Origin of the sequence: Bacillus sp. es.034 (assembly GCF_002563655.1) — a bacterium.
Taxonomy (GTDB): Bacteria; Bacillota; Bacilli; order Bacillales; family Bacillaceae_B; genus Rossellomorea.
On record NZ_PDIY01000001.1, the window covers coordinates 2783293 to 2797136 of the forward strand.

Here is a 13844-nt window from a genome sequence, read left to right on the forward strand (position 1 = left end):
CCATAGTAAGCAAAAGAGGGTTCCCCCATGATTTCGGGGTACCCTTTTTATTTGTCTTGGCCACTCTTTTTTAAAAAATCAATCACTTTGTCAAATGGCTGAGATGCTTTCACCTGATCAAATGTAGTAAAAGGACATCCTTTCACCTGAAATCTTCTTAAGACTTCTTCAATGGTAAACTCTTCAGGATCGAGATCTTCATTCACTTCATCCCACCATAGGGGAGTGGCGACCAACGCCTCTTCATTCCCTCTCAATGAATAGGGGGCGATGATGGTTTTGCCTTCGCCGTGTTGAATGTAATCCACGTACAGTCTGCCTTTTCGGTTCTTCTTTAACCGCTCGGTCGTGAAATCTTCCGGATCATTGCTTACAAGATAGTGAGCAATGAATTCTGTAAACAAGCCTGTGTCTTTCCACGTGTATCCGGGAGGTAGGGGGATATACACTTGAAGCCCCTTATTTCCCGACGTTTTGACAAAGCTATGCAGATTCAATCCGTCAAATAATCCTTTCATGATGTTGGCTGCTTTAACGGCCAGTGGAAAATGATCCCGGCTAGGTGGATCTAAGTCAAAGACTACCTCATTGACGAATTCTTCCCCTGCTTTCTGAAAGGGGACATGAAATTCAAGTGCCAGCTGATTTCCAAGCCATATCAACGTTTCCAGGTTATTGCACAGGGTGTAATGAATAGAATCCTCTTTGTATGTTTCAACAAAAGCAGGAGAATAATCAGGGGTGTTTTTTTGATAAAAGGATTCCCCGAATACCCCGTGGGGAAATCGAATGCAGGTTAAGAGCCTGTTCTTTAAGAACGGCAAAATCACCACAGACATCTTTCTGAGGAAACGGATATAATCCAGCTTCGTCATGGAAACCTCCCGAAACAATGTCTTTTCCGGGTGAGTGATATCAACCTTTCTTGGAAGGGACGCTTCGTCCATCATAAATTGCTCAAATGTGCATGCTTCCTGAGGAGTGGAGAAAAGGAATTGTTTAAAATGGGGTTCCCGAAGCTTTCCCTCCTGCAGATGCAGATATTTGATTTCCACGGTGATGGCAGGATCTATGTAAAAAAGAGAATCTTTCTTTCCTGTACTGTTTTGCTTTATTGTCGTTTTCACCGTTCTTTTTTCCTCAGCAGAAAGACCGAAATGAAATAAGCCGACCGGCACGATTTGTCCGTTATCGTATACGCCGATGTGGAAATAATCATTCGCATCATCCAGGGCGGTGATGAAACATTGACAAGTTTTCCAGTTCTTACATTTGATCCAGTCAGCACTCCGTTTCCCCTCGTCCCATTTACTCTTGTCCCTTTTCGCTACAACCCCTTCCCCTTCATCGTTTTCCACGATCTCCCACACCCTCTCAAGGTTTTGGTAATAAGGGACCATCTGCAATGTCGAGGGGAGAGAAGGGATGGGTTCCAATGGTAAATGAAGGCGGGTGAAGACGTCTTTCAGTTTTTCTTTTCTCGTAAGATAGGGTTCCTGGATATATAATTTTTTCTCACACTGAAGTAAATCAAATACTAGGAAAGTAACAGGTCTACTGGCAGCGGCCATTAGGATTTTTTGTTCATTCTTCATCCTCCCCCTAATCTGAAGTTCCTGGAACTCGGTGCTGAAGGAGGAGCGCAATAAGGCAACTTCTCCATCTAAAACGAGAGGGAGGGGGAATGGATGTTCTTCCAGTAATTGTTGAATTTGCTTCTTTATCTCGGGAAAGTGACTCAGAAGTTCTTTCCCATTCCGGCTTTGAAGGCTGATATGATCAGAAGATTGTACAGATAAAATGCCACGGAAGCCATCATATTTCACTTCATAAAGCCAGTCATTACCTGAAGGAAGTTCATAACGTAATGTAGGGAGCATCGGTTTCATTTGTTTCACCTTTTTTTAAGTAGTAGTGTGTCCGCTTTAGACCCGGAATATTTCCAGATGTTTAAAGGGATGAAGAAAGTTAGGGAACTAAATGCTATGGATAAGGGATTAGTTTATGAAAAGGAGGGTATTGAAAGATATGCATACTATTTGGAAAGGTTCCATCAGCTTTGGACTGGTGAATATCCCCATTAAACTTCATTCTGCTACAGAGGACCGGGATATTAAGCTACGTTCGCTTCATAAAGAATGTCATACGCCCATTAAATACGAAAAAGTATGTCCTGCCTGTGAAAAGGAACTGGATCAAGCCGATATTGTGAAGGGGTATGAGGTGACGAAAGGCAAATTTGTCGTCCTTGAAGAGGATGAATTGAAAGAGCTGAAGGAAGCAAGTGGTGATAAGGCTGTAGAGATAGTAGATTTTATTAAGATGGAGGAAATCGATCCGATTTTCTTTGATCGGAGTTATTTCGTTTCTCCGAACGATGGCGGAAAAAAAGCCTATTCCCTTTTGAGAAAAGCGCTTCAGGAGTCAGGGAAAGTAGGGATTGCCAAAATTACGATGCGGTCGAAGGAACAACTTTCCATCGTCCGTGTATACGAGCAAACGCTTGTTATGGAAACCATTCATTATCCCGATGAGGTAAGAGGAACAGGCGATGTCCCGAATGTGCCTGAAGGAGATGAAATCACCGAAAAGGAACTAGAGACCGCTACCATGCTCATTGATCAACTTACGACTGAATTCGAGCCTGAGAACTATAAAGATCAGTATCGTGAACGGTTAAGTCAATTGATAGAATCGAAACAAACAGGGGAAAAGATGGTCACATCCAAAGAAAGAGAACCAAAAGAAAATGTAACGGATCTCATGGCGGCCCTTCAGGCATCCATCGATTCGTCCAAGCCTAAAAAGGCAAAGAAACCAACTAAAAAGAAAACGACTTCTAAGAAAAAAGCTCAGTAGAAGACGTGAGTCAGGAGAGAGGGAGAAGTCTTGAAGGAGAAACATATTGAACAAGGCGTCTTTGTCGCTGTATCCCTGTTGTGTTTGATTGCATTCACCTGGGGATTTGTATCGATTGTGGAAGAATGGAGAGAAAATGAGATCGCCCAATTTGATAATGGTGTATTCGACATCGTCAGAGGGACGATTTCACCTAAATTAACGGAAATCATGACGGTCATCACTTTTTTAGGTGGAATAAAGGGTATCACCATCTTCACCGGGTGTGCAGTCACCATTCTTCTATTGATGAAGAAATATCCACTTGCTCTGTTTGTAACGATTACCATACTGACAGGTGCGGGGTTCAATGGGCTTCTAAAATGGATATTTAAACGGGACCGTCCCGATATTGAGGCATTGATCCAACAGGGTGGCTACAGTTTTCCCAGTGGTCATTCCATGAGCTCATTCATATTCTATGGTTCACTCGCATTCATCCTGTTCCGTGCCCTGGATCGTAACCGATATAAGTGGGCTAGCGTGATACTGGTCGCCATGCTTGTCCTGATGATTGGAATGAGCAGGATTTACCTTGGCGTTCATTATCCAAGTGACATTGTTGGAGGATTTACAGCGGGTGGTGCCTGGCTGACCCTTTGCATCACGATCTATATGTATTTCTACAAACGCAAGCATTGGAGAGAAGATGAAGATGAAGTTATGCATGCAAAAAACGCTCAGGAGTCCTGAGCGTTTTTAGATTAAAACAAATTAAAGATATACGGTCCGATGGAAGTGACGTATAGAAGAATATAAATCCCCATGAAATAAAATACTCCTCCGAATGTACCCCAGTCCGGATCCCTGCCAACTTTCCAAAGCAGTGCAGAAAGGATGCTGATGATCACTAATAATACATACTCACTTCCCGAAAATGTGAGATAGCCGGGAGCGGAAAAATAGAAATAATCTCCCATCGCCTTACTGATGAATGTCAGTGGCATAAGGATGAAAAGAAAGATTGAAGCATATTCCACCCAGTTGATTTCTTCTTTTTCAAACATATTCGGTTTGAACATGTAAAGAAGGATCAAGACAAACAGGGAAGGAAGTACCCAATAAAACGAAACCAGAATAGTGACCAAACTGCTGAACAGCATGAGAACAGAGTTGTTCAAGGCTTCCTTTACGCTTCGTTTCGACCATTCCGTACTTTTTACAATGGCTTTTTCATCCTGTGAGGCGCCGAACAATTCATAATAATCACCGCCATAATCAAGCCAGGCGATTTCCTGGTCGGAAATCTGAAGCGGTGAATATGTAAAATGCTTGCTTGTACTGACAGGTGTAGCCACAAACTGATTGGATTCACTGAAAGGTGCCACGTACAGGCTGATGGTATTTTGTCCACCTACTTTGTGACTCTCCGATGTGAAGAGGATTGACGGCTCTCCATCGATGTCTGCGAACTGTACGGACCTCGGACTTTCCAATTTGAACCCTGATTGGTCATTCGTGAATTCAATCTGTTCAGGCTTAATAATAGATGTCCCAATATTGTCTATGGGCGTTTCCAATTTCAATATCTTATAGGATAATGTACCTTGAGCACGCATTTCTTCATTGTACAAAAGCGTTAATTGATTGTTTTCTTTTGTGAAGGACAGCCCGTTTATATGATGATTCGTCGCTGTTTTGACCATTGCAAACGGCTGCTTCACCACTTGTAATTCTTCATCTAAGTAGTAAAGATGGGCATGTGTATCATCCTGCCTTATTTGTACTACGGCACTGCCGTCGTTATCGACATAGGCTTCAAGGACTTCATCAGGGAATCGGTAAACTTCCTTGCTGGAAAGATCAGCTGGAGAAAGAGCATACAGGACTTCCTGTTTCCAGTAATAGATGGTGTTTGATGAAGTGCTGATTCCCGTTACGTTATCATCGATGGTCCTGTCTCCGGTGGCATCGGATGAAATGAGCTGATCACTCTTTACCTGTATGACCTTATTTCCGTCCGTCCAGAAAGGCTTGCCCCTTGTCACGCTTATATTCAATGAACCTTCTTTATTAGGATTAAGTGATTCATCGAATGAAAATTGATCTACCTTTCCATTGCTTGCTAAGAATAGTCCTTCCTCGTTATAGAAGACAAGCGGACGTTCGTCAGATGAATAGCCCAAAGGGATCGATCTGCTCCAATCGGGATCCGGCTGTTGTTTGACGTTCAGAAGCTGGTGAAAGAAAAGTGCACCAATCAATACTAGAATTACCATGATTGGTATTCCAAATGTTTTCAATTTTGCTCTCACAGTCATTCCCCCTCATTCTCTCTCTTCATACATGTGAGTACATTTTAGAATTTTACCACAATTTTTATTATTGTTCACCAAAATTTTCCTTTAGGGACATTAACTTTTGTGTTGACTTTTATTTTTAGAGAGATTACAATGATATTGAAAATCATTCTCATTAAACAAAAGAGTTCCCCCTCTTTCAGATAGAGAGAATGGTTCATGATAACCCCCCTTTTATTAGAACAAAAAGACAGGCCTGAAGCACATGCTTCAGGCCTGTCTTTTTCTTGCATTTCATTTAATCATGTCGTAAATTGTTAAAGGATGTTTATTTATGGGGAGGGATATTTGGAAGTGAATCATAAGAATGATAGACGGTTTCGGATCGCCAACCACGAAGCATTAATTGGTGTGGCACTCGTTCTCATAAATTTTTTATGGTGGTATGGATTTGCATTTGGACTCGGCGGTCAGCCTGTATCAGATTACGATTGGATCTTGGGAATGCCGGCATGGTTCTTCTATAGCTGTATCGTGGGATTTCTTCTTATGGTATTTTTAGTGATTGTTGTCGTGAAATACCTTCTGACAGATATTCCGTTTGGCGAAGAGGAGGATGATCATGAATAGTATGGCAATGATTCCCTTATTTGCCTTTTTGATTTTGATTTTTATAGTAGGGATTTATACCGCTAGAACCGTAAGCAAATCAGATTCGTTTGTACAGGAATATTTCCTCGGCAGCCGACAACTCGGAGGATTTATCCTCGCCATGACGATGATTGCTACATACGGCAGTGCCAGCAGTTTCATTGGTGGTCCGGGTGCTGCATATACATATGGGTTATCATGGGTGCTCCTTGCCATGAGCCAGGTGGTGACAGGATATTTTGTTCTTCTTATACTCGGTAAGAAGTTTGCCATTATGTCAAGGAAGTATAAAGCCGTTACATTGATCGATTATTTACAGGGGAGATATGGAAGCAATAAGATAACGGTCCTTTCGGCCATCAGTATCATCTTGTTCTTATTCTCTGCCATGATAGCCCAGTGGGTAGGAGGGGCACGTTTGATCGAATCATTAACGGGGTTAAGCTACGAAACCGCTCTGTTTCTGTTTGCCATATCCGTCCTCGTATATGTTACGATCGGCGGGTTCCGCGCGGTTGCCATCACAGATGCGATCCAGGGAGTTGTCATGCTTGGAGGGACATTGATCCTGCTGATTGCTACCATCATGGCAGGTGGCGGCATGGAAAAGATCATGATGGAATTGCAGGCTGAAAATCCAAACTTATTAAGTCCTCATGGTCCAAACGGTGAACTGAGCGCAAAGTATATCTCGTCTTTCTGGATCTTAGTGGGAGTAGGGGTCGTTGGACTTCCCCAAGTAGCTGTAAGGGCCATGAGCTATAAAAATTCCCGTTCTCTCCACAGGGCTTTGATTATCGGCACGATCGTCGTAGGTTCGATCATGCTTGGCATGCATCTTATCGGCGTTCTGGCAAGAGTGGTCCTGCCGGGAATCGAAGTGGCGGACAAAGTCATGCCGTTACTTGCGCTTGAAGTGCTTCCTCCGTGGCTTGCGGGAATTGTTCTTGCAGCTCCCATGGCAGCCATCATGTCCACAGTGGATTCGTTGCTGTTGATCGTATCATCAGCCATCGTAAAAGATATTTATATGAATTTCATCAATAAGGATGCAAAAGAGAAACAGATCAAAGCGATCAGCTTCTGGGTGACGAGTATTACAGGCATACTGGTTTTTCTCATGGCATTAAGCCCGCCTGAATTGATTATCTGGCTAAATTTATTTTCTTTCGGAGGTCTTGAAGCAGTCTTTATCTGGCCAATTGTACTCGGACTGTACTGGAAAAAGGGAAATAGTGCTGGTGCGCTTGCTTCCATGGTTTCAGGATTGATGGCGTATATTTTATTTCACAGCTTTGCACCGAACTATTTAGATATGAATACGGTCATCTTTCCTATTATCATCTCCTTTTTCATGTATGTATTGGCTTCTCTGGCTACTCAATCGAAACACCGGATGGATGGGTTTAAGTAACCCATCCATTTTTGTCTTTTCATGTGCAAAAGAGTACATTGAATAGTAATAAATGACGGATTGGGTGAAGGAAAATGGAACATTCTGTAGTCGTGGTCGGAGGAGGTATCGGAGGAAGAAACACTGCAGGAAACTCTACCCCTGTTTACACAAATATGCACAAGCAATGAGGGTAATATGACGGAAGGGGATCATCTGTTTTTATCGTTATCCCACCCGAATGACAGGCAGCGCGCGCCGGAAGGATTCCGCACTATGACAGTGTCGAACCATACAAGATTAGAGAAATGGGATTCAAAAGAAAAATATGATTGGTACAAGGGGAAACTTAAAGAGAAGAGGCTGGATTCAATAGAGACGGTCATATCCACAATCAGAAGTAGTCTTATAGAATTCTACCCGGGTGCGCCAAAGGCGTGGGCGATATACGGGGCGGCCCGGCGGGATTGTAGGGGGATTCCCCCAAACCAATGATCATGCTCTCTTCAATAGTCTATCGCACAGGACTCCACTTGAGAATGTCTGGATGTGTGGAGATTTTGTCTTCCCAGGTGCGGGTACCATCGGGGTGTCTGTCAGTGGGTACCATGTCTTTCACTCTATCACACGGAAAAAGCTTCCAACATAAAGCAGGAATCAGGATCTGATATGTAGAATGTTGTGATGGGGTGATAATATGTATAAGCTGACACAGTATAAAGACCCAATAGCCTTTCATGATAAGGTTCATTCTCTCCTTATGGAGGATGAGGCAGCGAATAATCTGCCTTTGGGATTATTGAATACCATGAAAACGAGTGACAAATATATAGATCCACTTCTGCTTTTAGTGGAAAATGAGGATGACAAGGCAGTGGGATCATTCATCATGACTCCTCCTCATTACCTTGTCGTAACCCTGAAAGTAGGGAAGGATGACATCCAGGCAATAGCCGGACAGCTCAATACGTTTTGTGAGGATTCCGGGATCACGATCCCCGGTTTTGTTGCTGAGAAAGAAACCGCACTTCAACTGACCCATGCATGGTGTCACGTTACGGGGAAGGGTTTCACCATCCGTATGAACCAACGTGTGTATCAATTGAATGAAGTGAATGATATCCAGTTGAGTGAAGGGAAAATGGTCCCTGTCCGTTCAGGTCAAGAGTGGCTCCTGGCCGAGTGGATGAGTGAATTTGTCGCAGATACAGAAGTCATAACTTTGTCGGGGGATGAAGCGCTCAAAATGGCGATAGATATGATTGAAAATGAGCGTTATGTGTTCTTTTGGGAAGTGGCCGGACAGCCTGTTTCCATGGCAAGGGGGGCAAGAAGAACGGAAAACGGGATCACCGTAAATTTTGTCTATACCCCATCTGGATTCAGGAAAAAGGGATACGCCTCTTCTGTTGTAGCGGAACTGAGCCGTCTGTTACTGCATGAACACTCCTTTTGTTCACTCTATACGGACCTGGACAATCCCACATCGAACAAAATCTATATGGAAATCGGTTATAAACCAGTCTGCGATTCCATGATGATCACGATTGTTTGAACCAATCAGCACAGGTTGGAATAGAATATTAATTAAATGGTTGACATCGTGAGAAAAAGCGATTAGTATAATAAACAATCAATTAAATGAGCGAATGGCTTTGACGAAGAGGAGTACCTATAATCGACACTTCAGAGAGCTGGTGGTGGGTGTGAACCAGTGTGATCGGTATTAGGGAATGGACTTCTGAGCTTCCAAACCGAAACCTAAGGGGAGTAGGCTTTGGCGAATGTCTTATCGTTACAAAAGACGCGTATTAGAGCATTTTGCTCCAATACGATTGAGTGGACTGTAAAAAGCAGTCAACAAAGGTGGCACCACGGGTATCCCGTCCTTTCTTTTAATAAGATAAGGATTGGGATGCCTTTTTTTATAATTTCATAATGTTAAATCGTTGAATAAGAGGAGTACATTCAAGTGATGCATAACAGGGAGTTAAGGACAGTGAGACCTTAGCATGATAGCTTGTCTGGAATGGACTTATGAGAGACGATCTGAATGAAGTAGGGTCGTACGGATTTCCACCGTTAACAGGATAGAGTATCGGGTGATAAACCCCGTACTTGAACCAAGAGGGGATATAAGTATATCCCAATAGAGGTGGCACCGCGGTCAGCATCGTCCTCTATGAACAGTATTTCTGTTCATAGGGGACTTTTTTTTATGGACTTTGTAAAAGGTGAAAGCGAATGGGAGGATATCGATGATGAAGCATCAAGATTTGAACTATGTGGTGAAAGAATTGAATGGAGATATGTACACACCAATATCACTCTTTCAATCCCTAAAGGGGAAGAAGAAATTTTTGTTGGAGAGTTCGCTGAAGCACGAACAATCCGGTCGCTATTCTTTTGTGGGAAGCGACCCGTTCCTCGAATGTAAGGCATATGGAGATAGTGTACAGATTATAAAAACGTCCACTGCTCAAGTAGAGGAACGAATAGGGGACCCGATTGAGATGATTCAAACCCTTATACCCCACGTTCCTTTAGAAGACGCACCCTTTCCTTTCACAGGTGGAGGGGTTGGATATTTAGGATATGATGTGATCAGACATTACGAGGAAATCGGTATCACCCCTGATGACGAATTGGAGATGCCGGACATTCATCTCATGTTCTATGAAAAAGTCATCGTCTTTGATCATCTTGAGCATAAAGTATACATCATTGTCATGAATGAATGGACAGAAGAAATGGAAGTGGATCTTCAGGAAAAAGTGAAAGAAACCGAAGACGAGCTGACAAATGTGTATTTGGACACACACAAAGAAAAACTGGATCGTCTTTCCTTTCATGCCCGAGCGTCAAAAGATGAATATATGGAGAGAGTGGAAAGAGCGAAGCAGTCGATTCAGGAAGGAGAAATTTTTCAAGTGGTGCTTTCCCAAAGACTGCAGGCATCCTTTTCCGGAGATCCTTTTACATTCTATAGAGGCTTAAGGCAATCAAATCCGTCACCATATATGTTCTTCATCGACTTTGAAGAGTACGTCGTATTGGGGGCATCTCCAGAAAGCATGCTGAGGGTACAGGGCAGGGAAATCACAACCAATCCCATTGCCGGTACAAGACGCAGAGGGGATACCAATGAAGAAGATGGAAAGCTTGAGAGGGAGCTGCTATCGGATGAAAAGGAAATGGCTGAGCATCGAATGCTCGTAGACTTAGGCAGGAATGATCTGGGAAGGATTTGTGAAATCGGATCCATCCGTTTAACCAAGTACTTGACCATTGAGAGGTATAAATACGTGATGCACATCGTTTCAGAGGTGAAGGGTAAATTGAAGGAAGAAGTAACTCCCCTTGAAGCATTGACAGGCTGTTTGCCTGCAGGAACAGTGAGCGGGGCACCGAAGATCAGGGCCATGCAGATCATCAATGATCTTGAAACGATAAAACGTGGTGTATACTCAGGGGCTGTCGGATATATCGGGGTCAACGGGAATCTCGACTTTGCCCTGGCGATCCGCACAATGGTCGTGAAAGATGGCGTTGCCAATGTTCAAGCAGGGGCAGGCATCGTGTATGATTCAGATCCTGAATCTGAGTATGAAGAAACGCTGAATAAAGCGAAATCATTATTGGAGGTGACGGGATGATTCTACTCATTGATAACTATGATTCGTTTACGTATAACCTGTATCAATATATTGAAGAACTGGGTGAAAGGGTAGTGGTCAGACGGAATGATGCGATTTCATTGGAAGAAATAAAAAAACTGAATCCATCAGGGATTATCCTTTCCCCTGGACCCGGGAAGCCTGAAAATGCGGGTATTTGCACCTCGATTATACAGAATCTTCACGCTAGCGTGCCGATTCTCGGTGTTTGTCTCGGTCATCAGGCAATCGGGGCAGCATTTGGGGCAACTATTGAAGTGGCAGAAAAGGTCATGCATGGAAAGACCTCGCTTATCAAACACAGTGGGGAAGGAATATTTGAATATTTGCCACAACCGCTGGAAGTGATGAGGTACCATTCGCTGGTCATCAAAAAAGGGACTCTGCCAGAACCACTGGAGACGGTTGCCCTTTCTATGGATGACGGGGAAATCATGGCCATCAAGCATATGAGATTTCCTTTGTTTGGAGTTCAATTCCATCCAGAGTCCATCGGTACGAAAACTGGGAAGAAAATCATTCAAAACTTTTTAGATGAGATGAGAAAGGGGAATAACCGTGAAAAGCTATCTACAAAAGCTGTCTGATGGTCATTCATTAGAAAGAGATGAGATGAGGGAAGCCGTTAAGGAATTATTAAAGGAAGAAACGACCGAGAGTCAAATAGCCTGTTTCTTGACCCTGTTGAAAATGAAGGGGGAAACGGTGGGGGAAATGACAGCCCTGGTTGAAGTGCTTCGAGAGAAGGCATTGCCCGTGACCAGCACCGTAAAGGACGTATTGGATAACTGTGGGACAGGTGGGGATGGATCCCAGAGCTTTAATATCAGTACAACAAGCGCATTCGTATTGGCAGGGGCGGGCGTAAAGGTCGCAAAGCACGGAAATAGGAGTATATCAAGCAAGACAGGTAGTGCAGATGTATTGGAACATCTGGGCGTCTCATTGGACTTAGGGGCACATGAAGTGGAAAATCTCCTGAATGAAACCAATATCGCCTTCCTCTATGCCCCCCATATTCATTCAGGGCTGAAAAAAATCATGAAAGTACGGAAAGAATTGAAAATCCCGACCATCTTTAATCTGATTGGTCCTTTAACGAATCCCGTTCAATTGGAAACCCAGCTAGTCGGGGTGTACAGAAGAGATAAGCTGGAAACGATGGCACAGGTTTTACGTGAATTGGGAAGAAAGCGGGCAATCGTCCTGAATGGGGCGGACTATATGGATGAAGCGTCACTTGCAGGTGAAAATCATCTTGTCCTTTTGGAGGATGGTGAAATCAGCTCATGTACATTATCAGGGGAAGAAGTCGGGCTCCCGTCTTATTCCCTTGGAGAGATAAAAGGAGGAGATGCAAGGAACAATGCCCGAATCTTACAGGACGTCTTACAAGGAAAAGGAGGAGCCTATACGGATACGGTCTTATTCAACGCAGGAATCGCCTTATTTGCCCATGGTAAAGCTTCGACCTTCGCAGAAGGTGTAAAACTGGCCAGGGAAAGTATAGAAAGCGGACGGGCAAATGAAGCGCTCTCATCCCTTGTACACTATAGCCGACAACGACGAAAGCAGGTGATTTGAATGAGCACCATTTTAGATACCATCATTGAAGAGAAGAAAGAAGAAGTGAACCATTTAAAACGATCTGGATATCCATCCTTTCATCATCAAAGCACTCCGACCAAATCATTATATGAAACGCTTAAATCGGCTTCCTCCCTACAAGTCATAGCTGAAATCAAGCGGGCTTCACCATCAAAAGGCGATATCAGGACGGAAGTGGATCCGGAAATACAAGCCGCTATCTATGCAGAAGCTGGAGCATGCGCCATTTCTGTTCTGACGGATACACCGTTTTTCAAAGGAAGAATTGAGGATCTTGCAAATGTCCGAAGAGCCGTGTCGATCCCGATACTGTGTAAGGACTTTATTATCGATGAAATCCAGATCGATCGTGCCAGGGATGCGGGGGCGAATGTGATTCTGTTGATTGTGGCTGCACTGGATTTCACCAAACTTAAAGAATTATATTCTTATGCCTCAAATCTTGGACTGGAGGTTCTTGTAGAAGTTCACAATGAGGAAGAAATGATGGACGCCTTAAAACTCGGCGCTACTATAATCGGGGTGAATAATCGGAACCTGAAAACCTTTGAAGTGGATCTGTTGATCACTGAAACACTGGCATCGATGGTGAAGGGAAGGGACGTCGTACTTATAAGTGAAAGTGGGATCAGAAATGAGTCGGATTCAAGGAGAGTGAAAGATGCAGGGGCACAAGGGGTACTCGTAGGAGAAACGTTAATGAGAAGTGAAGATCCCGCCGCTACCCTCTCCGCTCTCAAGGTTGAAAAAGGTGAGAAGAAATGACGAAAGTCAAAGTGTGCGGTATCAGAAGACAGGAAGAAGCCGAGTGGGCACTGGAAGCGGGAGCCGATGCCATAGGATTCGTATTTGCCGATAGTAAAAGGAAAGTCGATGTGGAGAAAGCGGCCGAGATCAGCAAATCCGTCACTCCAGGTTTATTGAAGATCGGTGTGTTTGTGAATGAATCAAAAGAAAGATTGCAAGAGATCTTTCATCTCGTTCAGCTCGATTATGTTCAGCTGCACGGGGATGAATCAGTGGAATTCTGTGAAACTCTCAATCTCCCTTTTATCAAGGCGATTTCGGTGAAGGAAAGAAATGATATAGACGGTATCGATGAATTTCCTGGAGAGATGGTGTTGTTGGATAGCGGAAAGGGACCCCACCGTGGTGGCAATGGCACCACATTCAATTGGGATTATGCACATTCCCTCGACATTCCTCAGCAGCTGATTCTTGCAGGAGGATTAAATCCGGACAATGTCAGGGAAGCCATCACAAAGGTCCGTCCCTATATGGTGGATGTCTCGAGCGGGGTTGAGACGGATGGGGAGAAGGACCGGTTAAAGATGGAAGTATTCATAAGGGAAGCAAAATCGGTGTTTGAATAAATGA

Annotated in this window: 13 protein-coding genes and 2 other annotated features; of the genes, 11 read left to right on the forward strand and 2 right to left on the reverse strand. The window is 43.7% G+C overall.

Translation table 11 applies throughout. From position 1 onward, the window contains the following. Positions 1-47: 47 nt before the first annotated feature. Positions 48-1889: a DNA ligase D gene (locus ATG71_RS14245; protein WP_098440146.1), complete on the reverse strand. Its 1842-nt coding sequence runs from the start codon at positions 1887-1889 to the stop codon at positions 48-50. A gap of 139 nt (positions 1890-2028) precedes the next feature. On the opposite strand from ATG71_RS14245, the gene ku reads away from it, so the two are divergent. Both ku and ATG71_RS14255 read left to right on the forward strand, forming a co-directional pair. Beyond that, complete coding sequence (gene ku / locus ATG71_RS14250) at positions 2029-2859, forward strand: non-homologous end joining protein Ku (protein WP_098440147.1); 831 nt, start codon at positions 2029-2031, stop codon at positions 2857-2859. Between the two features lie 30 nt (positions 2860-2889). Further along, on the forward strand, positions 2890-3591 hold the full coding sequence (locus ATG71_RS14255) for a phosphatase PAP2 family protein (protein ID WP_098440148.1): 702 nt from the start codon (positions 2890-2892) through the stop codon (positions 3589-3591). An 11-nt stretch (positions 3592-3602) separates the two neighbouring features. Here ATG71_RS14255 and ATG71_RS14260 read toward each other — a convergent pair whose 3' ends face one another. After that, positions 3603-5153 (reverse strand): hypothetical protein, encoded by a 1551-nt coding sequence (locus tag ATG71_RS14260; RefSeq protein WP_098440149.1) that lies wholly within the window; start codon positions 5151-5153, stop codon positions 3603-3605. A 339-nt stretch (positions 5154-5492) separates the two neighbouring features. Between ATG71_RS14260 and ATG71_RS14265 the strand changes: the two genes are divergently transcribed. From ATG71_RS14265 to ATG71_RS14305, 9 genes are all read left to right on the forward strand, one after another. After that, the gene (locus tag ATG71_RS14265) at positions 5493-5768 is read left to right on the forward strand and encodes a YhdT family protein (protein ID WP_353616313.1); all 276 of its coding nucleotides are present in this window, start codon (positions 5493-5495) and stop codon (positions 5766-5768) included. Then, positions 5761-7203, forward strand: a complete 1443-nt coding sequence (panF, locus tag ATG71_RS14270) for a sodium/pantothenate symporter (RefSeq protein WP_098440151.1) — start codon at positions 5761-5763, stop codon at positions 7201-7203. Before ATG71_RS14265 ends, panF begins: the two co-directional genes overlap by 8 nt. 177 nt (positions 7204-7380) lie before the next feature. Further along, the gene (locus ATG71_RS14275) at positions 7381-7677 is read left to right on the forward strand and encodes a hypothetical protein (protein WP_098440152.1); all 297 of its coding nucleotides are present in this window, start codon (positions 7381-7383) and stop codon (positions 7675-7677) included. A 202-nt stretch (positions 7678-7879) separates the two neighbouring features. Then, positions 7880-8737, forward strand: coding sequence for a GNAT family N-acetyltransferase (locus tag ATG71_RS14280; protein ID WP_098440153.1), 858 nt, complete (start codon positions 7880-7882; stop codon positions 8735-8737). A 91-nt stretch (positions 8738-8828) separates the two neighbouring features. Beyond that, positions 8829-9076 (forward strand) — a binding site (T-box leader). Positions 9077-9122: 46 nt separating this feature from the next. Further along, positions 9123-9366: a binding site (T-box leader), on the forward strand. Positions 9367-9440: 74 nt separating this feature from the next. Next, positions 9441-10838, forward strand: a complete 1398-nt coding sequence (gene trpE, locus ATG71_RS14285; protein WP_098440154.1) for an anthranilate synthase component I — start codon at positions 9441-9443, stop codon at positions 10836-10838. Then, the gene (locus ATG71_RS14290) at positions 10835-11446 is read left to right on the forward strand and encodes an anthranilate synthase component II (RefSeq protein ID WP_098440155.1); all 612 of its coding nucleotides are present in this window, start codon (positions 10835-10837) and stop codon (positions 11444-11446) included. The genes trpE and ATG71_RS14290 overlap by 4 nt, the downstream gene beginning before the upstream one ends. Then, positions 11418-12443 carry an anthranilate phosphoribosyltransferase gene (gene trpD, locus ATG71_RS14295; protein WP_098440156.1) on the forward strand — a complete coding sequence of 342 codons (1026 nt, stop codon included), beginning with the start codon at positions 11418-11420 and terminating at the stop codon, positions 12441-12443. Before ATG71_RS14290 ends, trpD begins: the two co-directional genes overlap by 29 nt. Beyond that, entirely contained in the window at positions 12444-13232 is a 789-nt protein-coding gene (trpC, locus tag ATG71_RS14300; RefSeq protein ID WP_098440157.1) for an indole-3-glycerol phosphate synthase TrpC, read from the forward strand. Next, positions 13229-13840 carry a phosphoribosylanthranilate isomerase gene (locus tag ATG71_RS14305; RefSeq protein ID WP_098440158.1) on the forward strand — a complete coding sequence of 204 codons (612 nt, stop codon included), beginning with the start codon at positions 13229-13231 and terminating at the stop codon, positions 13838-13840. The genes trpC and ATG71_RS14305 overlap by 4 nt, the downstream gene beginning before the upstream one ends. The last annotated feature ends 4 nt before the right edge of the window (positions 13841-13844 follow it).

Excerpts from the sequence above, each read along its gene's own strand:
- ATG71_RS14245 (WP_098440146.1), bottom strand. The coding sequence starts at position 1,889 with ATGAAACCGATGCTCCCTACATTACGTTATGAACTTCCTTCAGGTAAT.
- ku (WP_098440147.1), top strand. The coding sequence starts at position 2,029 with ATGCATACTATTTGGAAAGGTTCCATCAGCTTTGGACTGGTGAATATC.
- panF (WP_098440151.1), top strand. The coding sequence starts at position 5,761 with ATGAATAGTATGGCAATGATTCCCTTATTTGCCTTTTTGATTTTGATT.
- ATG71_RS14275 (WP_098440152.1), top strand. The coding sequence starts at position 7,381 with ATGACGGAAGGGGATCATCTGTTTTTATCGTTATCCCACCCGAATGAC.
- ATG71_RS14280 (WP_098440153.1), top strand. The coding sequence starts at position 7,880 with ATGTATAAGCTGACACAGTATAAAGACCCAATAGCCTTTCATGATAAG.
- trpE (WP_098440154.1), top strand. The coding sequence starts at position 9,441 with ATGATGAAGCATCAAGATTTGAACTATGTGGTGAAAGAATTGAATGGA.
- ATG71_RS14290 (WP_098440155.1), top strand. The coding sequence starts at position 10,835 with ATGATTCTACTCATTGATAACTATGATTCGTTTACGTATAACCTGTAT.
- trpC (WP_098440157.1), top strand. The coding sequence starts at position 12,444 with ATGAGCACCATTTTAGATACCATCATTGAAGAGAAGAAAGAAGAAGTG.
- ATG71_RS14305 (WP_098440158.1), top strand. The coding sequence starts at position 13,229 with ATGACGAAAGTCAAAGTGTGCGGTATCAGAAGACAGGAAGAAGCCGAG.